Here is a 25,944-nt window from a genome sequence, read left to right on the forward strand (position 1 = left end):
TTGCCTCGTTGTTTGGCTTAAACAAAAAAATGTTGAGTTTATTAAATGGCTGGCAGTATTACATGAAATTTATATCCCGCCTCCAAAAAAATTGAGTGTTTGATGGCGACTTAATCAGCAGACCCTATTTAGTTAGTCGGAATGCTTATGATGGAAGTAAACAACTATATCACTACATCAAAAAATAAAAGCCATCCGCATCAGCGAATGGCTTTTCGGAAGATCACTAAAAAAAGTTTATCCTAACTCGGGATACAAAGGAAATTGTTGCATAAAGGCTTTTACTTCTGCTTTTGTATCCGAAATTGTTTTTTCATCATCCGCATTCATCAATACTTTATCAATCATGTTTACCACTGTTTCCATGTCGTTTTCCTTCAGTCCCCGTGTAGTAATAGCTGGAACACCAACACGGATTCCCGAGGTAACAAAAGGAGACTTGTCATCAAAAGGCACAGCATTTTTGTTTAGCGTAATATGTGCTTTGTCCAGCGTCTCCTGGGCTTTTTTACCAGTGAGCTTCTTGTTGCGCAGATCGATTAGCATCAGGTGGTTATCTGTACCGTTGCTGATAAGATCATAACCACGCTTTACCAAGGCTTTAGCCATTGCCTGTGCATTGGTAATAACCTGCTTTGCATAAGTGCCAAAGTCATCTGAAAGAATTTCACCAAAAGCGACTGCTTTGGCAGCGATAACATGTTCTAATGGTCCGCCCTGGGTGCCAGGGAAAACAGCGAGATCCAGCAATTGGCTCATCGTACGGGTATTGCCTTTTGGATCTTTGATGCCCCAGGGATTTTCAAAATCATGGCGCAACATGATGATACCACCTCTTGGGCCTCTTAAAGTTTTGTGTGTAGTGGAGGTTATAATATGGCAATGCTCGAACGGATCATTCAGCAATCCTTTTGCGATCAAACCTGCCGGGTGGGCGATGTCAGCCATGATCACAGCACCGATCTTATCGGCTACTTCACGAATACGTTTATAATCCCAGTCGCGGCTGTAAGCCGAAGCACCGCAGATGATCATTTTAGGTTTTTCTTTTAATGCGGTGGCTTCAAGCTGGTCATAATCTACCATGCCAGTTTCTTTTTTGACTCCATAGAAAAGCGCCTGGAAGTTTTTGCCGCTAAAATTTGCCGGGCTACCATGTGTTAAGTGGCCCCCCATACTTAGGTCCAGTCCTAATACCTTTTCACCGGGCTTTACGCAGGCGAGGAACACCGCTGCGTTGGCCTGGGCGCCACTGTGTGGCTGCACATTGGCCCAACTTGCGTTGAAGACTTTTTTCAGTCTTTCAATAGCCAGTGTCTCTATTTCATCAACCACTTCGCAACCTCCATAATATCTTTTTCCGGGATAGCCTTCTGCATATTTATTAGTAGGAACGGTTCCCATGGCTTGCATTACCTGCAGGGAAGTAAAGTTTTCAGAAGCAATTAATTCAATGCCGTTGCGTTGGCGTTGCAATTCCTGGCTGATAAGATCGAATACCTGGGTATCTTTTTGCATATAAATTGTTTCAAAAGTTTAATAGGTTTCAAAGGTTCCAAAAGTTGCAGAGGTTACGAAGCTGGATCCCGCTGAAGGAACCCTGTAAACTTCTTAGACCTTTAGCCCTTTGAACCTTGTTGAATAGCGATCCAAACGTTGAAGAGTGCGACGCAACGGAAGTTTATAGTAGTACAACAGCTGGTTACACAATTTCAGGTTGCAAAATTAAGCGTGTGATGTATTAAAAAGGGGTAGTATTGATAACTTTTTGATTGTCTCAAAAATCCTTACTTTCGTTGGCTTTGCCGCCAAAACCTTACAAACGTAAGGGGAAACGGCGACAAGGCAGGTATTTATCAACTAATTAATGAAGGCAATTATACCAGTAGCAGGTGCAGGAACCAAGCTGCGTCCTCATAGTTACACACAACCAAAGGCTCTTATTCCGCTTGCAGGAAAGACCGTGCTAAGCATCATCATCGATCAAATGCGGGATGCCGGAATCCAGGAATTTGTTTTTATTGTTGGCTATTTGGGTGATAAGATCAGGGATTATGTACAGGCAAAATATCCTGATCTGCAAGCTCACTACGTGCAGCAAATCGACAGGCAGGGGGTAGGGCATGCCATCAAGATCACCAAAGAGGTAGTGAACAATGATGAAGTGATAGTGGTACTGGGAGACACCATTTGCGAATATGACGTGTTGGATGTCGTAAACAGCCCTTGCTCGATGTTGGGCGTACGAAAAGTAGATGATCCACGGGAATTTGGTGTGGCCGAAATAAATGAAGATGGGTTCATTCATCACGTTGTTGAAAAGCCGCAGATCCCGAAGTCTAATATGGCATTGGTTGGGATTTATAAGATCAAAGAAAGCGATCAGCTTTTTCAGTGTCTTGAAAGCAATTACCTGCAGGGCTTGCGAACGCATGGCGAGTATAGCCTGACAGACGCTTTGGACTGCATGCTCCACATGGGAATAAAATTCAAGCCCTTTAAAGTCGAAAGTTGGTTTGACTGCGGTCGAAAGGAGACTCTCCTGGAGTCGAATGCGACACTGCTGAAAAAATTTGGCAAAAGGTCGGAAGTACCCCAGCATTTTGAAAACACGGTTATTATTCAGCCAGTGAGTATCGGGGAAGGCTGCGATATCAAAAATTCCATCATTGGTCCGAATGTCAGTATTGGCGAGAATACCAAAATAAATTACTCCATCGTACGGAATTCCATCATCGGAGCTTATTCTAATCTTTTCGATATCGTACTGGAGGCTTCTATCATTGGTAGCGATACCGGTCTGCGCGGAGAAACCAGGACGTTAAACATCGGCGACAATACAAATATTGATTTAGGATAGACAAGCGTTGCCGGTTACCAGTTGCTGGCTACCGGTGACCGGCAACAATATGCTTTATGACTAACGAATCCGGGCTAAAGACTCCTTTCAAAAATCGGGTTACGAAATTATTTCAGATCGACTATCCCATTATACAGGCTGGTATGATCTGGGCCAGTGGCTGGAAGCTGGCCAGTGCAGTGAGTAATGCAGGTGGTTTGGGAATGATAGGCAGCGGAAGTATGTATCCTGATGTCTTATTGGAACATATCAGGAAATGCAAAGAAGCGACAGATAGGCCATTTGCGGTAAATGTTCCTTTGCTTTACCCGGATATCGATAAACATATTAATACTGTAATACAGGAAGGAGTTAAAATCGTTTTTACCTCCGCCGGCAACCCAAAGACATGGACCGGGGTATTGAAGGAAAAAGGAATTACAGTGGTTCATGTGGTTAGTAGCAGCAAGTTTGCCTTAAAAGCAGAGGATGCAGGTTGTGATGCTGTTGTTGCCGAAGGTTTTGAAGCGGGTGGTCATAACGGACGGGAAGAAACCACTACCATGGTGCTGACTCCCGCTGTTGCCGATGCCGTAAAGATTCCTGTAATAGCAGCAGGTGGAATAGGGACGGGCAGGCAAATGCTGGCGGCAATGATAATGGGAGCGGAAGGAGTGCAGATGGGAACCCGTTTTGTAGCCAGCGAAGAGGCCTCGTCCCATAGTTCTTTTAAAAATGCTGTCATCAATTCCAGTGAGGGGGATACGGTTCTTACAATGAAGCAACTGACCCCTGTTCGCCTTATCCGAAATAAGTTTTACCAGCAAGTGCAGGCTGCCGAGCAAAGGGGAGCCACTATTGAAGAGCTAAAAGAACTGTTGGGCAGAGGAAGAGCCAAGAAAGGAATGTTTGAAGGTAATTTGGACGAAGGGGAGTTAGAGATAGGGCAGGTAAGCTCTTTGCTGGATCGTATTTTACCGGCTGGTGATATCGTAAAAAAAGTTTGGCTGGAATTTATGGAAGGTTTAAAAAATCCCATCTTATTACTTTAATTTTATAAAGTTGTTTCAGATCAATTCCTGTTACCATTAATAAAAGGTCGTATGAAACCAAAATTTTTAATGCTTGCTTTGGGACTTTTGGGATTCACCTTTGCTAAGGCAAATGCAGAACCCGACCCTTACTCTTCTACATGTACTAAAGGGGGAAAGAAAAATGATCTGGCGGGAGTTATCATTCATGGGGAGAGCAAGAAGCCTATTAAAGACGTAGTTGTAACGGCTTACCTTGTTTCCAAAAAAGAGAAAGCTGTATATACCGATGAAACGGGCAATTATGGTTTTGAAGAGCTAAAGCCAGGCACCTATAAATTTGTTTTTGAAAAATCAGGCTATAAAAGAGTCACTAAAGAAAAAGTAGTGGTAAAAACCGATGAAGCTTTTCAATTAAATATCGAAATGATCGAGAATAAAGATTTTGACCTTGTTCCTTCACCGTTACTCTTTGCTGATTTTTAGTTGTTTTTTGCCAGATAAGATATTAGCCGGTCGATGACCGGCTTTTTTATTGCCCCGAATCCGTTTAAGGTTATTCTTTTTATCCCCCGTCAGTGCAAAGTTTTCGGATTGAGGCAAGGCGTTGCAAACAATTGTAAATAATCTTCGTTGCTTGAATGTAAAAAGTAACCCCGGAAATCCGGGGCTACTTTTCATGGATGTTATGATAAGCATTTAATCTTAATCCATGTTTATATTGAAGTCATCCTTGTTTTTTTCAATATTAAATTTTGGATGTTTTTGCAGGAAGCTGCGGTATTTTTCATAGGTCCTGGCCGGGGCTTCTTTATCATTGATCATTAGCCGGCCGCCTTCGTGTTTAAGAGAATAGCCCTCTTTTTTGTTGATCATTCCATCACTATCCAATCCGTCGACAAAAGATTTGTACTCTTTCATTTCAGCTTTCGCTTTTTCAATTTCCACTTTTGCTTTTTTCAATTCTTTTTCTATTTCAGGCCCAAATTTTTCCATTTCCTTTTTGGCCTTTTCCATTTCTGCGTTCATTTCGGAGAAATCAATTTTTTTGACTTCATCCAACTCTGCTTTCATTTTATCCCAATCTATTTTTGCCATAGACTCTTTCACTTCTTTTTCGATTTTAGCAAAATCAACTTCTTTCATTGCTTTGTCTACCTGGGCTTTTATCTTTTCAACATCAACCTCCTTCATAGACCTCTCGATTTCGAGCTGCATTTTTTTAGCATCTAATTGCTTCAATGACTCCTGTACCTGCAACATTGCCTTATCCAGGTGTTCTTTGAGGTCAATTTCTTCCAGTTCAGCAATGGCCTCATCCAGGTCTCTTATTTTTTTATCTCTTTTTTGAGGAATGGTGTCGTGGTTAGTTTGTTTCTGATAAAACCCTTCCGGTTGTTGTTTCCGATCCCATGATATAAGTGTGAGGGTTGTTGCAATAATGACTACTGCTGCTAAAAGACGCAACATTCTAATTGATCCTGGTTTCATTGTTTAATTTTTTATTGGTAATGATAGTTTAACGAAAAGCTTCGTATCAAATATACGATTGATTTCGTATTAAGTTACACCACTTGTCAACTAAACAGAATTTTAACAAAAAAGACCTCAGCTCAGCCAAGGTCTTTATATACATTTTCGGGAAGTATAGTTAGCTTTTTTTAAATGCCCATTTGATCATTTCCTTCCAACTGGGTTTTTTTCCATACATCAATATACCGGTTCTGTAGATCTTTCCGCTAAGCCATACGGAAAATATAAAACCGGCAATAAGTAAGGTCATGGAAAGAGCTAGCTGCCACCAGGGAACGGTTCCGGGAACGCCAAACGGAATTCTGGCCATCATAATAATGGGAGAACTAAAAGGAATGATGCTACCCCAAACGGCAACGGGCCCGGTCGGATCATTAATTGCCACCGACATCATAGCAATGGAAAAGATGACCAGCAAGGTAATAGGAAAACTCAATGACTGTGCTTCACGCATATCTTCATTCACTGCACTTCCTATGGCTGCATATAAAGATGAATAGAAGAAGAAGCCGCCGAGAAAATAGAAAACGAATCCGAAAAGGATCATTGGAACATTTATACTTCCAAATGCTTTTTGAATACCGCCTACTACCATGCTCATGGATGACATGCTGCTGCCTGATGCAGAGGTAATATTATAAATGATGAAAATAAAAGCTACCCAAAGAAAAAACTGTGTCAATGCTACGAGACCAATGCCAATTATTTTACCCAGCATTAACTGAAATGGTTTTACCGATGAAACAATAACCTCGGCGATACGGTTTGTCTTTTCTTCCATGACACCCATCATTACTTGTGATCCATATACTAGCAAAATAAAGTAGATCAGGAAGCCTGCCACATAGCCAATTGTACTGGCAACCGACGAATTGGCTTTTTCATCATTCACATTTACCGATCTGACACTGACCGTACTGTTTTTGATAATCGCTTTTTTCTCCTCATCTATCCCCAGCTTTTCATTTTTGATTTCATTCCAGATATTGTTTAGTTTGTTTTCAACCCTACCTGACGCATCTTCACCCATTGTTCTGCTGGTGTGCAGTAACAGGTCTTTTATACCTGATTCCCAATTTTGTTGTTGTGGAATTACAACATAACCATCATAACCCCACTCAGAAAAATTCTTTTTCAGGCTATCCACATGGGTTGTCAAAACGGTTAGAATAGAGGAGCTGTCTTTTTGGTTTTCCCGTTCAATTCTTCCTTTATCAAAGTATCCTGAAGAATCGACAACTGCTACTTTTAATCTTGACTTTGATTTTGCTCCCAGGTAGCCCATTCCGAAGATCAACCCAAGGTATAAGATTGGAAATAAAATGGTACTGATAATGAATGTTTTTTTGCGTACCCTTGTCAGGTATTCCCGCTGTATGATGAGTAGTGTCTTGTTCATAGTGTGTAGTTAGTTTGTAAGATCCCTTTCTCTTAATCTTATGGCTTATGCTGATTTCTCAGACCATTACATTTTGAAACCGGCGTGCAGTGGGTGTTCCTTCTACCAATCGTATAAATATTTCATTCAGTGAAGGAAGAATTTCATTAAAGGATTCAATATTCAACCCTTTATGAATGAAATATTGTAAAACATCATTATTAGTATAACCAGGGTCAAGCTTCATGACCAATTCGTGATCGCTTTTTTCTTTTACTTCAAAAAGATGAATGGCGAGATGCTCCGCTAACACCTTGTTGGTAAAACTGATTTTAAAGAGGTTTTCTTTAAAGTCGTGTTTTATCTTTTTTACTGTACCGTCTAATATCTTTTCGCCTTTATTTACTAATACGATATGATCGCATATTTCTTCAACCTGCTCCATGCGATGTGTGCTGAAAATAACGGTGGCTCCTTTCTTGGCCAGGTTATATATCTCATCCTTTATTAAATTGGCATTGACGGGGTCGAGACCGCTAAATGGTTCATCAAGAATGATCAATTTAGGTTCATGCAAAACAGTAGTAACGAACTGTAATTTTTGGCTCATTCCTTTTGAGAGATCCTCTACCTTTTTGTTCCACCATGTCTCCATATCCAGTTTGGTAAACCAGTTTTTGATTTTAGCATGGGCTTCACTTTTACTAAGACCTTTGAGTTGGGCGAGGTACATGGCTTGCTCCCCGATCTTCATTTTTTTGTATAAGCCACGTTCTTCAGGCATGTAACCAATATGGGCAATGTCATTAATGGGATCAAATTTTTTGCCGTCGAAAGTAATCTCGCCTTCATCAGGGTAAAAAATGCCTGTTATCATCCGAATCAGGGTTGTCTTTCCTGCACCGTTAGGTCCCAGCAGGCCGAATATTTGTCCTCTTTCGATGGTAAAGCTGATGTCATCAACAGCTTTTTGCGTGGCAAAATATTTTCTTAGGTGGTTTAATTCCAGTATGGGCATGATTGTTAAAATTGTCTGGCAAAAATAACCGTTACTCTATATAAGCAATAAAATTTTGATAAATGGCATCCCGGAGCTCTTAAACTATCTAAACCAGGGCGCCAATTGCGTTAAAGTGAAGCAAGGATATGCATGACAACTCTTTCTCCATCCATAGCTGCGCTCATAATCCCCCCTGCGTAACCAGCTCCTTCCGCACAAGGGTATAGATTTTTCACTTGTGGATGTTGTAACGAAGTTTCATTGCGTGGAATGCGGACAGGAGAGGATGTCCTGGATTCTGTTGCTACTATTACTGCTTCATTGGTATAGTAGCCCCTCATCTTTTTTCCAAACTCTTTAAAGGCTTGCTGCAAACTGGTATATATAAATGAGGGGAGTACATTTTTTAAATCGGATGAATGGAGGCCGGGTAGATAAGAGCAGTCAGGTAAAGAAGCTGATATTTTTCTTTCGGCGAAATCAACCATCCGTTGAGCAGGTGCAACAAACTTTCCACCACCTGCTTGAAAAGCCTTTCGCTCTACATACTGCTGAAAATACATCATGCCGAGATCCGAGGTTAACAGTTTTGCTGGTTGGTTGGTGATCTCTTCAAAATCTTGGTATTTCTTATAATCCTTTAAATCGTGATTCTGCACTGTTACCACAATTCCGCTATTGGCGTAGGGGTTGTTTCTTTTGGAAGGACTCCAGCCATTCACTACCAATTCGCCGGGTGATGTAGCGGCAGGTGCGATAATGCCGCCTGGGCACATGCAAAAAGAGAAGACGCCATTTCCATTCACTTGTTGCACCAGGCTATAAGAGGCAGGAGGAAGAAATTCACTCCTAATTGCTGAATGGTACTGAATACTATCTACTAAGGCCTGGGGATGCTCGGCTCTTACTCCCAGCGCAAACGGCTTGGCTTCAATCAATATTTTTTTTGCATGAAGCAATTGAAAAATATCCCTGGCTGAATGACCAGTAGCCAGAATTACAGCGTCAGCTTCAAATATTTGGCCATCGGCAGTCTTGACACCTTTTATTGTATCGTTTGACAACAACAGGTCAACCACTTTTTTTTCAAATAAAAAATCACCACCGCAGTCTAGTATTTGCCTGCGCATGGCAGTGATGATCTGCGGCAGTTTATTGGTGCCAATGTGGGGGTGGGCCTCGTACAATATTTTTTCTTCGGCGCCAAAATGCACAAACAGGTTTAGTATCCTTTCAATGTCACCGCGTTTTGAGCTGCGGGTGTATAATTTGCCGTCGCTATAAGTGCCGGCTCCCCCTTCGCCAAAGCAGTAGTTGCTTTCAGGATTTACTTCGCCTTCTTTATTCAATGCAGCAAGGTCACGCCTCCTGGCCCTGACATCTTTACCGCGTTCAAGAATGATTGGCTTGACACCCGATTCAATGAGTTTTAATGCTGCAAATAAACCTGCCGGTCCGGCGCCAACAATGATCACTCTCTTTTCTGCTACAGCAACATTTAGGAAATTAAATGCCATCAACTCCCTTTGATGATAGGGCTCATTTATATAGGCCAGTAGTGTTAAATTTACCCATGCCTGTTTTGCTCTTGCATCTATCGATTGTTTAATGATTGTAAAGCCTGTTATGTCAGCCATGTTGACTGCTTCCGAACGGGCTATATATTGCCTGATTGAATGATCACTGTCAGCTTCTGCCGGAAGCAACCGGAGAGAAATTTTTTTTTGCATGTGGCCAGGTTTTTATCCTGAAACAATTTTTTTTGGGCATCGCAAAAATACGACCCAATAAAGCTATTGGGTGTTTGTTTATTTGCTTTTAAATGCGTAAAGCGTGTTGTAATAAAACAGGTTAGGCATAGCCAGAAAAAAAAGTAGCAATCTGTTGTGTTTTTCTTGTAGCTATAAGGAATTATTTCTACCTTCAACTACTTTGAACGTTATTGAAAAATCAAAGTTCTGTTATACTTTTTTGTAGTGCTAGTCTGTTTTTTTATTAGGAAAGAGCAATAGTATACAGTAACAAATTTTTACCCGATTACTTTTTGGAAGCAAGTTGTGTTCAGTTAAAGTGTCAATTTTTTTTGTTGAAATGACGGTAACTGCTTTAGAGTTTTTTTTGCTGAGACAGCCAAATTTTTTTCAAGGGAAAAGAAAAAAAATATTATGGCTTAGTTGTCAAAAAAGCAAGGGAATAAAATTTTTTTTTATCCAATAAATGTTGATATTCGCCGTCCCGTCCAACTTTTTTTATTGACAATGTGTGGAGAATTTTTTTGGACAAGTTTTCACAAGACTATAATTAAACCGATATAAACTGTTACGTTACTGATGGAGAAAAATGCGGAAAAAGTATGGGCTAATTGTTTAAAGATCATCAAAGACATTGTTGAATGGCAGCATTACAAGACATGGTTCGAACCCATCCATCCTGTATCGTTAAAAAATAATGTTCTCGTTATCCAGGTTCCCAGTCAGTTCTTTTTTGAATACCTTGAAGAGCATTATGTAAATTTATTGGCAAAGACTTTGAAGAGAGAATTGGGAAAAGAAGCTCACCTGGAATATCGTATCATGGTTGATAGTGGTAATAGCAAGAACAAACCATTGACGATGGATGTCACCGGCCAGGGATTTAAAACTTTTTCAAACAATGAAATGGATTTTCCTCTTGTCATAAATAACCCCGTTAAAAATCCATTCGTCATTCCGGGTCTGAAAAAAATGCAGATAGACCCCCAGCTAAATCATATTTATACTTTCGATTCATTTATTGAGGGTGATTGCAACCGGGTAGCCCGACGTGCCGGTAAAACGGTAGCTGAAAAACCCGGTGCCAATTCTTTCAATCCTTTGGTTATTTATGGCGGTGTGGGCTTAGGTAAAACGCATCTTGCCCAGGCAATCGGCAATGAGGTAAAAAAATTACACCCCAACAAGGTGGTGTTGTATGTAAGTTCTGAAAAGTTCATCAACCAGTTCATGGATCATGGACGGAACAATGCGATTAATGACTTTATTCATTTTTACCAATTAATAGATGTATTGATCATTGATGATGTTCAGTTTTTTAATAAAGCTGAAAAATCACAGGATGCTTTCTTTGCCATTTTTAATCATTTGCACCAGTCACATAAACAACTGATCTTAACTTCTGATAAGTCTCCGAAAGACCTGGATGGTGTACAGGAGAGGTTGTTAAGCCGCTTTAGATGGGGGCTTAGTGCCGACATGCAAATCCCTGATTATGATACCCGCATCGAGATACTGGAAAAGAAGATGAAGAATGACGGGTTGGAAATGCCTAAGGAAGTAGTAAAATACATAGCCTACAATATTAACAGCAATATCAGGGAACTGGAAGGTGCATTAATATCACTGTTGGCACAATCTTCGCTTAACAGGAGAGAGATCGACCTAGATTTAGCGAAAAAAGTGTTACGTAATTTTATAAAATCATCCAGCAAAGAAATTACTATCGATACCATTCAGCGCATGGTATGTGAGTACTTCGATGTGTCTTACGATAAGCTCCTTCAAAAGACCCGTAAAAGAGAGATCGTGCAGGCGAGACAGATTACCATGTACCTGGCCAAGGCCTTCACCAAAAATTCATTAAAGACTATAGGGGAGCATTTTGGAGGAAGGGACCATACTACCGTTATCCACTCTTGCCAGACAGTAAAAGACCTGATGGATACAGATACGGTATTCAGGGAAAATGTGTTGGAATTGCAGCAGAAAGTGCAGCTGGCAGCTATGTAAAAGTTTAAGTTTAATATTATAAATCCCAGGTTCTGCTGATGTTGGAATTTGGGATTTGTTTTTTGTATTTGTTTTGGGTTTTCTGGTCAGTTATCTTATTTTTGCCACCCCTTATAAAAAGGGCAGCCGACGGTGAGGTGGATGAGTGGCTGAAATCAGTAGTTTGCTAAACTGCCGTACGGGTTAAACTGTACCGCGGGTTCGAATCCCGCCCTCACCGCAGATTGTTTTTAGTTAAGTGAGGAAAGTAATGGGAGTTGGAAAGTTCGGGAAGTAGCGCAGGCCGGTAGCGCATCCCGATTGAGATCGGGAGGGTCGCAGAAATGACAGACCAATCCTTGATTGAAAATATCGGCAACAAAGAAATAAGTTCGGGAAGTAGCGCAGGCCGGTAGCGCACCTGGTTTGGGACCAGGGGGTCGCAGGTTCGAATCCTGTCTTCCCGACATATAGCATATCAACTGCTATCAAAGCCTATAAATATTGATTATTTATGGGCTTTTTTTATTTCCCTCCAATCAGTTTATATCAGAAGATGTCAAACTTCTCGTGAGTAAATCCGTGAGTAAAAAAAGGCATACCCTTTGTACTCACAGAACTGCATCTAATTCGTTGAATTCCAAAACTATGTCGTCGATAATTTTGACGTTTTTTGATTGGATTCGAAATGAATTCGAATGTGATGACTGACAAAATGCGTGAAGAGTGAATTCAATTTATTTCAAACCCTATCAAATCATTTGGTATGAAAACAACACATTCCTTTAGTATCGACTTTGTAACACGGCTTTGCAAGGAAAACAAAAAATTAGCATTGATTTATGCACGTATTACAGTAGATGGTGAGCCTCCCAAAGAAATCTCCATTAAAGAAAAGATTTTTGCTGCTGATTGGGATAATAAACAAGAAATCGTCAAAGGCAAATCCCTGGAGGCTAAAACAATTAATGCAACCATTGATAATGTCCGTTTTAGAATCAAGGAAAGATATCGGGAGTTGGTTGATAACAGTGCATTAATTACAGCAGAAGGAATCAAACAGGCTTACCTTGGCGTACATGCAAATCTGAAAGGGCATAAGTTAACCGACTTGCTGAATTACTATTACAGTATCTGGAAGGATAAACTCTCTGAAGGTTCTTTAAAAAACTATCGCACGACCATTGAGTATATAAAACTCTTCATTGAAAAAAAGTATCCGGTCAACAAAGAGGTTTATTTGTCCCAGGTAAACATGCAACTGATGACGGACTTTGAAAGTTATGTGCGTAACAATCCCATCAAGCAACACGACCCCTGCAGAGGAAATGGTGTAGGTAAACATGTGCAGCGCTTTAAAAGAATCATGAACTGGGCTACCAAAATTGAGTGGTTGAAAGCAAATCCTGTTGAAAAGTATTGTTGCCCTTTAAGGAAATCAAAGCGCAAAAAATTGACTATTGAAGAGTTGGTTGCGCTGGAAAATAAGGTATTTATTAATGAAAAGCTCAATTATGTCCGTGACCTGTTTTTGTTCTCCTGTTATACAGGCTTGGCTTTTGTGGATGTGATGGCGCTCAGGCAATCACATTTTGAAAAAACATCTGAGGGCATTGTTTGGTGTAAAATTTACCGGACCAAATCAGATGAACTTTGTGCAGTCCCCTTTTTACAATCGGCAATAAACATCTTCCTTGCCCGTGGTGTAGATATAAGCACACCGAATAGTAGTCCGATATTCCCAGCACTCACCAATCAGGAAATAAATCGCAGCCTTAAAATTATTGCTGAGATCTGTGGGATTGTTACTTACCTGACATTCCACGTTGCCCGTCACACATTTGCAAAAGTCGTCGCACTTAAAAATGGTGTTCCGTTAGAAACAGTTCAAATTATGCTAGGACATACCAAAATTACAACCACTCAAATTTATGCAGATGTGGATGAGGAAAAGGTAATAAATGATATGGCAGGATTAGAGGAAAAGCTTGACAGAAAAAGAGGAATTGTTTTGGCCGCCCGCAGATTATTGAATGTAGCCGACTAATATTTTAAGAGTTTAATTCAATTGGATTTTAAAACCATATCGTAAAATATAGCGCATGAACAAGAGTATTTCAGACTCCCTTTTTAATTCCATAAAGTCTTTAATTGAAATTGCGAAAAGTCATACGATCCGCAGCGTGAATGCTACAATGGTCTTTACATATTTTCACATAGGTCGTTTAATTGTCGAAAAAGAACAAGGTGGAAGAGAAAGGGCAATTTATGCAAAACAAACACTAAAGAAATTGAGCGAACGTCTTATAAGGAGATTTGGTCGAGGCTACTCAGTAGACAATCTTCAATACATGCGACTCTTTTTCCTGGAATACTCGAATTCCGAATCACCGTCTCGTATATTCAAAAAAGAAAAAGGTAAACCGATTTACGAGACAATGTCTCGTATTTCTGCCCAGGAAATTCTTAGCTGGTCCCACTATATACAATTACTCAAAATAAATGACAGGAAGGAAAGAAATTTTTACGAATTAGAGACAACTCAAAATAATTGGTCGGTTAGAGAACTACAACGACAATACAATTCTTCATTATACGAACGATTAGCATTAAGCACAGATAAGAAAGGAGTTAAAAAGCTTGCAAGGAAAGGACAAATTTTAAATCAACCAACTGATGCGCTCAAGAGTCCCTACGTTTTGGAATTTCTTGGTTTAAAGGAAGATTCTTCATACTCTGAAAACGAATTGGAAACGGCTATTATCGACAAACTTGAACATTTCTTAACTGAACTTGGCAAAGGATTTTTATTTGCAGGGAGGCAGAAAAGAATAACTTTAGATGGCAAGCATTTTCATATAGATCTTGTATTTTATAACAGACTAATCAGGAGCTTTACTTTGCTCGATCTAAAGATCGGCGAGCTAACTCATCAGGATATAGGCCAGATGCAGATGTATGTGAATTATTATGATCGGAAAATAAAACTGCCAGATGAAAATTCAACTATTGGAATAATCCTGTGCAAAGAAGAAAATAAAACTGTTGTTGAGTTTACACTTCCGGAAGATAATAAAACGATTTTTGCCAAAGAATACAAATTATATCTTCCAAGTAAAGAGCAATTGCGAAAGCAGTTGGAATAGAAAATTCAAATTTCCGGCCGACACCCAAAATCAGCCCGTCCTGGTAGGTGTTTCCTCCATCATTTGCGAATCACTAATTGGCAAAATCGATAAGCAGATTTAAAGGGATTTTTTTATGCTCAAGTAGATAAAGAATAAATAAAACCGATGGCCCCATATTTTTTCTTAGAAGAATTATTCCTCTGGCTTTCTGCGCCTTTACCGTGCTGGTAGAAATCTGTAATAGTTCGGCAGCTACTTTTTTTCCTGTTAATAATAACCGGAAAACCTTACGACATTCAGGCGGTAACTCCCCAATGGCGCTATACAAAAGCCGCATTGTTTCTGCTGAAACAATTCTTGCAAATTCATTAGGATCAAGTGATACAAAATCTTCATCATCCGAGAGGGGAGCGATAGGAAATCGCTGTTTTTTTATGTGCCAATTGGATGCATCGCCCCGAACCACCTTATAGAGGTAAGCACGAATAGAACCAGTATTTGTAAACTGCTCCCGGTATTGTCAAGTTTTCACAAAGGCTTCCGACGCTATCTCTTTAGCTACTTCCATATCATGGGTATAGCTGTTGGCATAATAACATAAAGCCGGGTAAAATTCGTCGAAGTACGCATTTAATGCTTTTATATCACCTTGTTGAAAAGCCCCGGTAAGTTCAACATTATCAGACAATGTCTTGCTATTCATAATATAAATGTTAGGTCAACAAAGCTAAGGCCATGTATGTATTAAAGCTAATAGAAAAGCTTTAAAAGAAATAGCTAAAGCGATTAGTGTTATAAATATGCCTATTTGTGGCATAATTTAAAATCAGTAAAAGAGGCCTAAGTATTTTTCACAATTTACGCTGTGGTTGAAAAAAGATATGGATAATGAGCAGAGACGTGATTTTGAGGAACTTATTGAATAAAGATTACTTGGTTTGCAGATAAGTCGGTATTACCAAAAACTGAGCTCGACAATATCTATTAGAGCTGACGTAAATAATTGGTAATTGAATTGAGCGACGGGCAAGCCATAACGAAAACAATCCCAGCTAATGGTTATGACTCCACAATCAAATAGTTTTCAAAATAAATTGGGAATCACGAAGTACAAATTAAAGCAAAAGACTCATCGTTTAGGCAGGCCAAGAAATAATCTTTTTTGTTGGAAACTATAGAAATCAGGTTCCTTTTGTTAGATTTGACGCTTTAGTCCAAAATAAAATGCCAAACACTTGGAGTCGTGAATTCGGAGCTTTGATTAACAGCCAGCGTAAACTGAAGAAAATGCCTTTGCGGAAAGTAGCTGCCATAATGGATATTGATACTTCTACCTTGAGTAAAATTGAAAAGGGAGAACGTCCGGCAAATTTTAAAATGATACCGGTGATTGCGGAGCTTTTTGGATTGGACTTTAAAGAACTGCAGATTCGATACTTGAGCCAAAAGCTAAATGATGAATTCGGAAACGAACCATTTTTTAATGAAACGATTCTTATGATGACAAATAAATAAGGAACATCCGCCACCTCTAAACCGAACTTAACTTTATGGAAATTCTAATGATTGTAATATGTATACTAATTGCTATTGCAATATTTCTAGTTATTCTATTCCGTCCCAAACCGAGTGATGAAAGAATACTTCTGTCAGGCAAGATAGATGCACTACACTCAAATATCAACGAAGATTTTAGGGCAAACCGGGAAGAAATTACCGCCATATCAAAAGACAATCGAAGCGAATTAAATAACACTCTTAAAGATTTCAAATCAGAATTATCACAAACGCTGAGAAACATTACAGAGCAGACTCAGAATGCCCTGAAAGAGGTTAATAATACCCTTACCGAAAAGGTCGACTCACTCATTTCGAGGATTGATGAGAATAACAAGTCAAACAGGGAAGCACTTACCGGGAGTCTTAAAGATTTTACATTAGAACAACGCAATAAATTTGATGAACTTAAGCAAGAGCAGAAAGACCTGACTGAAAAAACAGGAGACCAGTTGGAAAAAATTACTGGCAAGGTTGAGGAGAAGCTAAACACCTTGAATGATCAGGCTAAAACAGACAATAGCCAGCTGAGAGAAGCCCTCGGAAATGCTTTTAAGGGTTTTCAGGAAACCTTTGACAAAAATGTGGCCTCCTTCAACGAGTTGCAGAAAGAAAAATTTGCGCAGCTTGAAACCCGCCAAAACGATCTTGTAAAAGCAACTGAAACAAAGCTGGAAACCATTCGCACTACCGTTGAGGAGAAGCTGGAAAAAACACTGAGTGAACGCCTTGGCCAAAGTTTCGAAACAGTGGGAAAGCAATTGATAGAAGTACAAAAAGGCTTGGGCGAAATGCAAACTATTGCCTCCGATGTTGGCGGCTTAAAGAAAGTGTTGAGCAATGTAAAACTGAGAGGAGGCGTTGGCGAAGTGCAACTGGCTATGTTGCTTGAACAAATATTGGCTCCTTCGCAATACGATGCCAACGTGCGGACGAAGGTGGGAAGCATGGAACCTGTTGAGTTTGCAATCAAACTTCCGGGCAAAAGTGAAGATGAAAATAGCTTCGTTTACTTACCAATAGATGCTAAGTTTCCCAAAGACGCCTATGAGCATTTAATAACAGCATATGAGAACGCCATTCCTGATGATATAGAAGCTGCTACCAAAAATCTTGAGGCAACCATAAGGAAAATGGCTAGAGACATTCGGGACAAATACATCGACCCGCCTAATACAACTGATTTTGCAATTCTTTTCCTTCCTTTTGAAAGTATATATGCTGAGGTAATTAGGCGGAGTGCATTAGTTGATCAATTAAGGGACGAGTTTAAAATAACAGTTGCTGGGCCAACTACATTAGCGGCACTACTGAATAGTCTTCAAATGGGTTTTAGAACACTGGCTTTACAAAAACGTAGCAGCGAAGTTTGGCAGGTACTAGGAGGAGTTAAGACAGAATTTGAAAAATTTGGCGGCCTATTAGAGAAAGCACAGAAAAATATTCAAACCGGTTTGGGGCAATTGGAAGATGTGGTGGGAACAAGAACAAGGGCAATCCAGCGGCAGTTACGTAATGTCGAAACGTTACCAGCAACGGACGAAAAAAATATTTTGCCCGAAATTATGGAAGATGAGTTGGAAACAGGTACTTAGGTGGCCGATTTCAAGCAACGGACTACAGTACAGTGAAATACTAAAATAACATCAACATGGACGCATTTATTACTCATGACAATATTGTAACCAATTATAGAAATTATCTCAATTCGTTTTTATCAATTGACGATAAGAGAATACAGGAAGAGGTAAAGAAATCATTTGAGAGTGATGGCTTTATCCCAGAGCCTTTGGTGCAATTCAATCCCGCATACCGAACCGATCAATCATTAAACGACCTGGTGAAGGAAGGTGTTGTAAATTCAAATTTGCCAAAAGTATTCGGGGAGTATAACCTATACAATCATCAGGTGGAGGCATTAAGAACCGGCCTTGCCAACAAAGGATTTGTCGTAACATCGGGTACGGGGTCAGGTAAGTCGCTTACATATCTTGCTACTATATTTAATTATATTTTTAATAAGGGAATAGGAAATCACAAAGGCGTGAAAGCCATCTTGGTCTATCCTATGAATGCCCTCATTAACTCGCAGGAAGAAGAAATTAAAAAGTATGAAATTAATTACCTGGAATCATTTCTTCCATCAGGATCAATCAAAGAAAAGAAAAAAAAGACCCTGGATCAAATACTAACCGAGCTCTATGCAATAACCACTGTTAGATTTCCTGTTTCTTATGCCAAATATACTGGCCAGGAAAAACAAGATTTTCGGGATAAAGTAAAAATGTATGAACCCGATATAATCCTGACCAACTACATGATGTTGGAATTGATTATGACCAGATCTTCTGAAGCATGGCTTAGGGATTCTATAAAGAGTAGTTTGGGGTTTCTGGTATTCGACGAATTGCACACCTATAAAGGAAGGCAAGGTTCGGATGTAAGCATGCTTATTCGAAGAATTAAGAATCATTGCACTCAACCACTTGTATGTATTGGCACTTCCGCAACTATGGCGTCAAAAGGAACACCGGATGAAAAAAAACAAGCTGTTGCAGAAGTGGCAAGCAAAATATTCGGCGATTCTTTTCAAAGCAGTCAAATTGTAGATGAGCAATTAAGAACCTGTACAAACGGAAAATTGCCAAATGCAATGGAACTAAGGAAAGCTGCCCTGGATGGAATTAACAAAGAAGCAGACGAAATCGTCTTCGTGAACCATCCTATAAGTAATTGGCTCGAGGTGAAAATTGCTTTGCTGAATAATGATGGGAAATTGGAGCGTGGTATTCCTCTATCCATTAGTAAAATTGGAGAAAGATTGAAGGCCGAAACTGAAGTCAGCATAAGCCTTGCAAATAACACCATTAAAGATTTGTTACAATGGGCCGAAAAACTTAATGAAAAAAACAGGCTTGCAGGTTCGAGAAAGAATTTTTTACCATTTCGCTTTCATCAGTTTATATCGCAAACAAGCACAGTTGCAGTAACACTTGAGCCTAGAAGCAGCCGAAGAATAACAATAAAGTCTGGCCGATATATAAAAGATGAACAAGGAGAAAAACTAATATACCCTGTGTTATTCAGCCGCTATTCCGGTATCGATTTTTTATGCGTGGAAAAAAATACTGCTGAGCAATTGTTGCTTCCCAGGAATCCGGAAACTCCTGTTCAAACTTTCAGTCAAAAGGAACTATCAGGTGAAAACCTGAATGAAAATAATTTAAGATTTGGTTATTTGATATTAGATGAAGGAGAAGAATTCTGGAATGAGAACCTTCTTGACCTGGCGCCCGAAAGCTGGCTCAATAATGCGAATAATGCCTTCAGGCCATATTACGAATGGCACATGCCACAACCTGTATATTTTAATTCCGAAGGCAAATATTCCAAACAACCTATCTATCCCTTAAAAGGCTATTACCTCCCGGTCAAATTGAGGGTTGATCCGACGGCGGGAGTGTTTTATGAAGATTCCAAAACCAATGAGAATACAAAATTGACGAGCCTTGGTCATGAGGGTAGAAGTACTGCTACTACCATTCTTTCCTATGGCATCGTAAAATCTTTGTTAGAACAGAAGGAAGAAATCGAAAACCAAAAACTCTTAAGTTTTACAGATAACCGCCAGGATGCTGCACTTCAGGCCGGGCATTTCAACGATTTTATAGCGTCCGTACGATTGAGGTCAGGATTGCACAAAGCCGCTTTAAAAAATGCGGAAGGATTAGAAATCAACAATATCGCAGAAAGGGTACTACAAGAGTTGAAGTTGAAAGAAACTGATTATACAAACCCAAATTTTATAAGCAGGGATCCGGATTTCCCAGAACTAGAAAATGAAAAAGCTATTAAAGCCTACGTGCTTATCCGAATTTTTCAGGATCTTAAGAAAGGATGGCGCTATACCCTACCCAACCTGGAACAAACGGCATTACTTACGATTGAATACAACAGGTTAGACAAACTGGTTGAACTTCATAATCGCTTTGAGGGAATGATTTTATTGGACAATGCCACTCCGGTAAAACGAAAACATATCCTTACGCAATTACTAAATTATTTCCGAACCAATTTTGCTTTGTATCATCGGTTCCTGGCAGAAGATTTTGCAGAAACAGAAAATCTGCTTCGTAATAGGCTGGATGAAAATAAACTTTGGTCATTGGACCATAATGAGAAATTGGACCGGCCTGCTTATATGGTATCAGTTCGCCCTGGCCGAAGTACACAACGAGGTATCTATTTTGCCAGCATGGGTGCCAGGTCGGGTTTCGGGAAATTTCTGAAAAGAGAATTTTCTGATGCTGAACTAGATTGGTTAAGTCAGGATGATTTCAGGAACTATATCGAAACGCTTTGTGATCTTTTGGTAAACACCGGATTTTTAATTAAACATGAGGGGCTACGTGGCGAGAACGGCAATGTTAACGGTTACTTATTGCGCACAGACTGCCTAAGATGGTTCGCGGGTGATGGTGAAACTGTATTATTAGACTATACCCGAATTAATGCTTATCGACCTTTAGCTATCGCGCCTAACTATTTTTTCAAAGCATTGTACCAAACCGATTTTCAACAATTCGGAAGGGAATTAATCGGGCGTGAGCACACGGGACAGTTAAATTCAGATGATAGAATTCAAAGGGAAGATGAATTCAGAACGGGTAAATTGGCCGGTCTGTATTGTTCTCCGACAATGGAATTGGGTATTGACATCGCCAACTTGAATATCGTACACATGCGCAATGTTCCTCCTAACCCTGCTAACTATGCCCAACGTAGTGGTCGTGCCGGGAGAAGTGGACAAACCGCTGTGGTTGTTACTTATTGTTCCGCATGGTCGCCACATGATCAGAATTATTTCAAAGCATCCGATAAAATGGTTGCAGGTTCGGTGGTTCCGCCCCGGATTGATCTTGTAAATGAAGAGTTGTTGACCGGGCATTTTAATGCCTATATTCTTATGGAGTTGGGCATTAAAGAATTAAAAGCATCTGTTTCGGTATTACTAGACATTAGCAATGAAAATAACATTATTGTAAAGCAATCCATATTGGATGCTATTAGCAACGGTATTGCTACACAAAGAAATTATTGGACTACGAACTTTAAAAATATAATAAAGACAATTGAACCGGAATTAAAAAAAGCCTGGTGGTATTCAGATAATTGGTTTGAACAAAAAATAAACTCTTTCGCTACTAGGTTTGAAACTTCTTTCAAGCGGTGGATTCACTTGTACCGGACAGCCCGTAAAATGATTAATGCCTCACGCGCCATTTTAGATGATGTAACCATACGGCAGGACAGTGACATAAAAAGGGATGCTAAAAGGAGGCATAATGCCGGGCTTAAACAGGTAGAGCTTTTATTAAATGATGCAAACAAAGAAATAGGCAATGAATCGGAGTTTTATGTTTTTCGATATTTAGCAGCAGAAGGTTTTTTGCCAGGCTACAACTTCACCCGCCTCCCGGTACGGACTTTTGTAGGTCACAAACATTCAGATCAGGGTGAATATATTTCCAGATCACGGGCTGTCGCTTTAAGAGAATTTGCACCGCAAAATGTTTTGTATCATAACGGTAGCAAATATGAGGTAAATAGAATGAGTATTCTTAATCCTGATGAATTGCAGAGAAGGATAAAAATCTCTAGAGATACCGGCTACGCATTCCTAGACGATGAAGCGCAGGTAGCCAATAACGACCCAATAACCAAAAATGAATTGAGGGGCGCAAATGTTGAGTTCAAAACCAATCTGATTGAACTCAGTGAAACAGAAGCACGCCCGAGGGAACGTATTTCATGTATCGAAGAAGAAAGGTCATCAAAGGGATATGAAATAGAGGAATACTTCCGTTATCCATCAGGCATTGAACACACCAAAGAGGCAATCATAAAAAATGCAGATACGGAATTACTGAAACTGATATACGGCCAATCGACCGAGCTTATAAAATTAAATCGCAAAACAAGACGGGCAGCTGATGATCGTGAAGGATTTGCGTTAGATACCCGGAATGGGAAATGGCTCACTCAAAAGGAATTAGAAGATGAAGCTGCATTCAACAACAAAAGAGATGTATTACTCTTTGTTCGTGAAACTGCTGACACTCTTTATTTACAGCCTTTAGCCAATTTGCAATTAAGTGCTGCGCAGATTATAAGCCTAAGCTATGCTTTAAAACGAGCTATTGAAATTCAGTTCCAAGTTGAAGGAAGCGAGATTGGTGTAACTGTAATGGGCAATCCCGAAGCCCCGAATTTATTAATCTACGAAGCGGCACAGGGTAGTTTAGGTATTCTATCGCAACTCATTGATGAACCACGTAAGCTGAAAGATCTATTCGACACCGCCTACAGGGCGCTACATTTTGATCCTGAAACAAGAACTGAGACAGAATACGGACAAAAATTACCCAGGGCTTCATACGAAGACCTGCTTTCCTATTACAACCAGCGACATCATGATATTCTGGATAGGCATAACATTAAAGAAATACTTGAATATCTGATGGATTGCGATGTTTCGCAGGTGAATAATGGAAATGATTACGAACAGCAATACCAGCAGTTGTTGTGCAGTTATGATAAATCGAGCCATTCAGAATTGCCACTCCTAAAACATCTCTACAAAAACAAACTAGCGTTGCCACACAAGGCGCAGGTAAGAATGGAAGATTTTTTTATCAGCGTTGACTTTGTGTACAAGAGCGGAAATGGTCCAGTACTGATATTTTGTGATGGATCAGTGCACGATGATGAGCGGGTTAAAAAAGATGATGAACACAAAAGGGCTTTACTGAAAGATGCCGGGTATGATGTCATTGTCTGGCATTATCTAACGCCACTCGAAGAGCTAATCAATAACAGGAAAGATATTTTTCGAAAATTAGGATAATAATTATGTCCACAACCGTAAAACATAAACCGGGAACACTTGTACATTACCGACAACGGGATTGGATGGTATTACCATCTGATGATCCTGATCTTTTACGTATAAAACCTTTGGGTGGTTCAGAAGAAGAAGAAACAGCCATTTTTCTTCCGATCACCATCCCTCACGAGAAAATAACATCTGCGAATTTTCCAGAACCGAATCCTGAACAGATTGGGTCATTTGAAACTGCACGTTTGTTATATGATGCTTTTCGTTTATCCTTTCGTAATGCATCGGGCCCATTCCGCTGTATGGGGAAATTATCTTTCAGACCAAGAGCTTATCAGTTGATTCCATTAGTAATGTCTCTTAAAATGGATACGACACGGTTATTGATAGCCGATGATGTAGGTATAGGTAAAACAATAGAGGCGCTAATCATCCTTAAAGAATTGATGGAGCGTGGCGAGGTAAAACGTTTTGCAGTTATCTGTCCACCGCATCTCTGTGAACAATGGCAACAGGAGTTACGAGATAAATTAGACATACAAGCTGAAATCATTCGTTCCAGTACGGCTGCCAAACTCGATCGGCAACTACCAGACGATCAAAGCGTGTTTCACCATGTCCCTTACCAGGTTGTTTCTATTGATTATGTAAAAGCCGACAAACGTAGAGGAATCTTTCTGAACGATTGTCCGGAGTTTATTATCGTGGATGAAGCACATACATGTACATTACCGGCAGGTGCTAAAAGCAAATCGCAACAACAACGTTTTGCCTTACTACATGATCTGTCAGCAAACAAGGAACGTCAGATTGTTTTATTAACAGCGACACCGCATAGTGGCAAGGATAGCGAGTTTGCCTCTTTACTTGGGTTATTGAAGCCTGAATTTTCGAAACTGAATTTTGAAACCATTGAAGCGGTGGACAGAAAAAAACTAGCCCGCCATTTTGTTCAACGTAAAAGAGAGAACATCAAAAGATGGTTAAATGAAAGTACAGAGTTTCCGGAACGGGATTCAAAAGAATTAGGTTTTATTTTGACCAACGAATACTTACTTTTTTATAACAGACTTCTACATTTTGCAAAGGGAATTTCTACTGCTGGAAAAGCAATGAACGAACACACCCGTTTGCTTCGTTCGTGGGCAGCCATTTCATTAATCAAAGGATCTATGTCGAGCCCTGCAATGGCCATGGAAATGCTTACACGAAGAAAGGAAAAAATTGAGGAGGATGGTCTATTGGGAGTAGAAGACAATTTAGAAAATACACTTTTTGAGGAACTCGATCAGGTATCGGATGTGCCCCGGCAGGACTTGATTGAAAATCTCAATTTTGCCAATAACGAATTAAAAGAGTTAGATGATCTGCATAAAGAAGCACAATCTATTTTCAATAGTAAGACTGATCAGAAAATTGAGACAACGATTAAGTTGGTAAAAGAATGGGTGAAAGAAGGATTTGCTCCCATTATCTTCTGTCATTACATCCCCACAGCTAATTATGTAGCTGAACGATTGAAAGAAGTTTTGCCTAATAATATTCATATCGAAGCCATTACTTCTGAATTGGCTGATGAACAACGAAAGGAACGTATAGAACTCATGGGTAAGAGTGAAAAAAGGATATTGGTAGCAACAGATTGCTTGAGTGAAGGTATTAATCTGCAGGATCAGTTTACTGCAGTATTGCATTATGATTTACCATGGAATCCCAACCGTATTGAACAAAGGGAAGGTCGGGTTGACCGCTTTGGACAGGCGGCACCCATTGTAAAAACCTATGTGCTTTATGGTGAGAACAACGATATGGATATGTTTATCCTGGAAGTACTCATCCGTAAAGTACGGGATATTCAACGTTCAACCGGTGTATCCATCAGCATAGGTGAGAATAGCAAGTCGATAATGACAGAAGCTGCTCAACGTCTTTTATTCAACAATAAAAAAGATGCCGTTCAGCAGGAGCTGTTTAAAGATACTGATGAGACCATCAGTAATGAATTAGAACTGGCACGTAAAAAAGGTGAAAACATCCGAAGCATATTTGCGCATGAAACCATTGATCCCGCAACTATCAAAGCCGATCTCGAAGCAGTTGATGAAGCCATTGGCGATATTAAAACAGTAAAGCATTTTGTTTGCAGTGCCGTGCAACAGTTAGGTGGTTCCTGCGAACCAGATCGTAAAGTAGGTTTCATCTTAAGGCCGCAAAACCTGCCAGCCCATATCAGCCGCTGTTTTAATAACGTTGCTACAGTGAAATTGAGTTTTGACTCACCTACACCAAAAGGCTATATCTACATTGGGCGTAACCATAAGTTTACGGAATTGCTTTGCCAGTTCTTAATTGCCTTGTCTTTTGAACCAAGAACGGAGTATGGAAAAATTGCCCGGGTTTGTGAAGTACAAACTGATACCGTTTTCACAAAAACAGTATTAGTAGTGTTCCGTGTAAGAAACGTCATCAAAGAAGTTTCGTCCAAAAAGGAAAGCATCGCAGAAGAAATGTATCTCTGGGGGTACAGCTCTGTAGATGGTAAAACAAAAATACTCGACTTTAAAGAAGCAAAGACGCTCTTACTTGAGTCACGCAGTTTATCAAACCTTTCAGCAGAGCGGCAACAGGCAGATATAAAAAATGAAATGAGCCGCTTCGATGAAATGAAACAACAGTTTTTGGAACTGGCAGGTAACAGAGCCGATGAATTGGTAACAGCCCACAGCCGGTTTAAGGATTTAATTGGCGGACGCCGCTATGAAAAAGCTACACCCGTGTTGCCTCCTGATGTAATGGGGGTATATATCCTGATGCCTCAACCGAAGAATCTTTAAATT

17 protein-coding genes and 2 tRNA genes are annotated in these 25,944 nt (G+C 39.9%); 12 read left to right on the top strand and 7 right to left on the bottom strand.

Translation table 11 applies throughout. The annotated features are described in order from the left end of the window. Positions 1 to 237: 237 nt before the first annotated feature. Positions 238 to 1,518 carry a serine hydroxymethyltransferase gene (glyA, locus tag P2W73_RS25320; RefSeq protein ID WP_276504904.1) on the bottom strand — a complete coding sequence of 427 codons (1,281 nt, stop codon included), beginning with the start codon at positions 1,516 to 1,518 and terminating at the stop codon, positions 238 to 240. A gap of 349 nt (positions 1,519 to 1,867) precedes the next feature. On the opposite strand from glyA, the gene P2W73_RS25325 reads away from it, so the two are divergent. Genes P2W73_RS25325 through P2W73_RS25335 form a run of 3 tightly spaced genes read left to right on the top strand, consistent with a single transcriptional unit; the run spans position 1,868 to position 4,356 of the window. Beyond that, positions 1,868 to 2,860 carry a sugar phosphate nucleotidyltransferase gene (locus P2W73_RS25325; protein ID WP_276504905.1) on the top strand — a complete coding sequence of 331 codons (993 nt, stop codon included), beginning with the start codon at positions 1,868 to 1,870 and terminating at the stop codon, positions 2,858 to 2,860. A 56-nt stretch (positions 2,861 to 2,916) separates the two neighbouring features. Continuing rightward, positions 2,917 to 3,891, top strand: coding sequence for an NAD(P)H-dependent flavin oxidoreductase (locus P2W73_RS25330; RefSeq protein WP_276504906.1), 975 nt, complete (start codon positions 2,917 to 2,919; stop codon positions 3,889 to 3,891). A 51-nt stretch (positions 3,892 to 3,942) separates the two neighbouring features. Further along, positions 3,943 to 4,356 (top strand): carboxypeptidase-like regulatory domain-containing protein, encoded by a 414-nt coding sequence (locus P2W73_RS25335; RefSeq protein WP_276504907.1) that lies wholly within the window; start codon positions 3,943 to 3,945, stop codon positions 4,354 to 4,356. A 219-nt stretch (positions 4,357 to 4,575) separates the two neighbouring features. Here P2W73_RS25335 and P2W73_RS25340 read toward each other — a convergent pair whose 3' ends face one another. The 4 genes from P2W73_RS25340 to P2W73_RS25355 form a co-directional block, all read right to left on the bottom strand. Next, positions 4,576 to 5,361: a hypothetical protein gene (locus P2W73_RS25340; RefSeq protein ID WP_276504908.1), complete on the bottom strand. Its 786-nt coding sequence runs from the start codon at positions 5,359 to 5,361 to the stop codon at positions 4,576 to 4,578. Between the two features lie 160 nt (positions 5,362 to 5,521). Beyond that, positions 5,522 to 6,802, bottom strand: coding sequence for an ABC transporter permease (locus P2W73_RS25345; RefSeq protein ID WP_276504909.1), 1,281 nt, complete (start codon positions 6,800 to 6,802; stop codon positions 5,522 to 5,524). A 58-nt stretch (positions 6,803 to 6,860) separates the two neighbouring features. After that, complete coding sequence (locus P2W73_RS25350; protein WP_276504910.1) at positions 6,861 to 7,799, bottom strand: ABC transporter ATP-binding protein; 939 nt, start codon at positions 7,797 to 7,799, stop codon at positions 6,861 to 6,863. A 110-nt stretch (positions 7,800 to 7,909) separates the two neighbouring features. Beyond that, complete coding sequence (locus tag P2W73_RS25355) at positions 7,910 to 9,511, bottom strand: NAD(P)/FAD-dependent oxidoreductase (protein WP_276504911.1); 1,602 nt, start codon at positions 9,509 to 9,511, stop codon at positions 7,910 to 7,912. A 600-nt stretch (positions 9,512 to 10,111) separates the two neighbouring features. Here P2W73_RS25355 and dnaA point away from each other — a divergent pair. The 5 genes from dnaA to P2W73_RS25380 all read left to right on the top strand — a co-directional run bounded on the left by dnaA (position 10,112) and on the right by P2W73_RS25380 (position 14,670). Beyond that, the gene (dnaA, locus tag P2W73_RS25360; RefSeq protein WP_276504912.1) at positions 10,112 to 11,545 is read left to right on the top strand and encodes a chromosomal replication initiator protein DnaA; all 1,434 of its coding nucleotides are present in this window, start codon (positions 10,112 to 10,114) and stop codon (positions 11,543 to 11,545) included. A gap of 131 nt (positions 11,546 to 11,676) precedes the next feature. Beyond that, positions 11,677 to 11,765 (top strand) — tRNA-Ser (locus P2W73_RS25365). A gap of 152 nt (positions 11,766 to 11,917) precedes the next feature. Beyond that, positions 11,918 to 11,991 (top strand) — tRNA-Pro (locus P2W73_RS25370). A 299-nt stretch (positions 11,992 to 12,290) separates the two neighbouring features. Continuing rightward, the gene (locus P2W73_RS25375) at positions 12,291 to 13,571 is read left to right on the top strand and encodes a site-specific integrase (RefSeq protein ID WP_276504913.1); all 1,281 of its coding nucleotides are present in this window, start codon (positions 12,291 to 12,293) and stop codon (positions 13,569 to 13,571) included. A 55-nt stretch (positions 13,572 to 13,626) separates the two neighbouring features. Further along, positions 13,627 to 14,670, top strand: a complete 1,044-nt coding sequence (locus tag P2W73_RS25380; RefSeq protein ID WP_276504914.1) for a PDDEXK nuclease domain-containing protein — start codon at positions 13,627 to 13,629, stop codon at positions 14,668 to 14,670. 73 nt (positions 14,671 to 14,743) lie between these two features. Here P2W73_RS25380 and P2W73_RS25385 read toward each other — a convergent pair whose 3' ends face one another. Together P2W73_RS25385 and P2W73_RS25390 are read right to left on the bottom strand one after the other, a co-directional pair. Next, complete coding sequence (locus P2W73_RS25385; protein ID WP_276504915.1) at positions 14,744 to 15,118, bottom strand: RNA polymerase sigma factor; 375 nt, start codon at positions 15,116 to 15,118, stop codon at positions 14,744 to 14,746. A gap of 54 nt (positions 15,119 to 15,172) precedes the next feature. Then, complete coding sequence (locus P2W73_RS25390; RefSeq protein WP_276504916.1) at positions 15,173 to 15,355, bottom strand: RNA polymerase sigma factor; 183 nt, start codon at positions 15,353 to 15,355, stop codon at positions 15,173 to 15,175. Between the two features lie 521 nt (positions 15,356 to 15,876). Between P2W73_RS25390 and P2W73_RS25395 the strand changes: the two genes are divergently transcribed. The 4 genes from P2W73_RS25395 to P2W73_RS25410 are packed head-to-tail and all read left to right on the top strand — an operon-like array spanning position 15,877 to position 25,941. Next, positions 15,877 to 16,167 carry a helix-turn-helix domain-containing protein gene (locus tag P2W73_RS25395; RefSeq protein WP_276504917.1) on the top strand — a complete coding sequence of 97 codons (291 nt, stop codon included), beginning with the start codon at positions 15,877 to 15,879 and terminating at the stop codon, positions 16,165 to 16,167. A 35-nt stretch (positions 16,168 to 16,202) separates the two neighbouring features. Then, a complete protein-coding gene (locus P2W73_RS25400; protein WP_276504918.1) occupies positions 16,203 to 17,804 on the top strand; it encodes a DNA recombination protein RmuC in 1,602 nt (533 codons plus the stop codon). Positions 17,805 to 17,860: 56 nt separating this feature from the next. Then, a complete protein-coding gene (locus tag P2W73_RS25405; RefSeq protein ID WP_276504919.1) occupies positions 17,861 to 23,116 on the top strand; it encodes a DEAD/DEAH box helicase in 5,256 nt (1,751 codons plus the stop codon). A gap of 5 nt (positions 23,117 to 23,121) precedes the next feature. After that, the gene (locus P2W73_RS25410) at positions 23,122 to 25,941 is read left to right on the top strand and encodes a DUF8741 domain-containing protein (RefSeq protein ID WP_276504920.1); all 2,820 of its coding nucleotides are present in this window, start codon (positions 23,122 to 23,124) and stop codon (positions 25,939 to 25,941) included. The last annotated feature ends 3 nt before the right edge of the window (positions 25,942 to 25,944 follow it).

The sequence above is a fragment of the Terrimonas pollutisoli genome (assembly GCF_029360765.1).
GTDB lineage: Bacteria > Bacteroidota > Bacteroidia > Chitinophagales > Chitinophagaceae > Terrimonas_B > Terrimonas_B pollutisoli.

Excerpts from the sequence above, each read along its gene's own strand:
- P2W73_RS25330 (WP_276504906.1), top strand. The coding sequence starts at position 2,917 with ATGACTAACGAATCCGGGCTAAAGACTCCTTTCAAAAATCGGGTTACG.
- P2W73_RS25390 (WP_276504916.1), bottom strand. The coding sequence starts at position 15,355 with ATGAATAGCAAGACATTGTCTGATAATGTTGAACTTACCGGGGCTTTT.
- P2W73_RS25410 (WP_276504920.1), top strand. The coding sequence starts at position 23,122 with ATGTCCACAACCGTAAAACATAAACCGGGAACACTTGTACATTACCGA.
- P2W73_RS25345 (WP_276504909.1), bottom strand. The coding sequence starts at position 6,802 with ATGAACAAGACACTACTCATCATACAGCGGGAATACCTGACAAGGGTA.
- P2W73_RS25325 (WP_276504905.1), top strand. The coding sequence starts at position 1,868 with ATGAAGGCAATTATACCAGTAGCAGGTGCAGGAACCAAGCTGCGTCCT.
- P2W73_RS25355 (WP_276504911.1), bottom strand. The coding sequence starts at position 9,511 with ATGCAAAAAAAAATTTCTCTCCGGTTGCTTCCGGCAGAAGCTGACAGT.
- P2W73_RS25400 (WP_276504918.1), top strand. The coding sequence starts at position 16,203 with ATGGAAATTCTAATGATTGTAATATGTATACTAATTGCTATTGCAATA.
- dnaA (WP_276504912.1), top strand. The coding sequence starts at position 10,112 with ATGGAGAAAAATGCGGAAAAAGTATGGGCTAATTGTTTAAAGATCATC.
- P2W73_RS25395 (WP_276504917.1), top strand. The coding sequence starts at position 15,877 with ATGCCAAACACTTGGAGTCGTGAATTCGGAGCTTTGATTAACAGCCAG.
- glyA (WP_276504904.1), bottom strand. The coding sequence starts at position 1,518 with ATGCAAAAAGATACCCAGGTATTCGATCTTATCAGCCAGGAATTGCAA.
- P2W73_RS25375 (WP_276504913.1), top strand. The coding sequence starts at position 12,291 with ATGAAAACAACACATTCCTTTAGTATCGACTTTGTAACACGGCTTTGC.
- P2W73_RS25405 (WP_276504919.1), top strand. The coding sequence starts at position 17,861 with ATGGACGCATTTATTACTCATGACAATATTGTAACCAATTATAGAAAT.
- P2W73_RS25335 (WP_276504907.1), top strand. The coding sequence starts at position 3,943 with ATGAAACCAAAATTTTTAATGCTTGCTTTGGGACTTTTGGGATTCACC.
- P2W73_RS25340 (WP_276504908.1), bottom strand. The coding sequence starts at position 5,361 with ATGAAACCAGGATCAATTAGAATGTTGCGTCTTTTAGCAGCAGTAGTC.
- P2W73_RS25350 (WP_276504910.1), bottom strand. The coding sequence starts at position 7,799 with ATGCCCATACTGGAATTAAACCACCTAAGAAAATATTTTGCCACGCAA.
- P2W73_RS25380 (WP_276504914.1), top strand. The coding sequence starts at position 13,627 with ATGAACAAGAGTATTTCAGACTCCCTTTTTAATTCCATAAAGTCTTTA.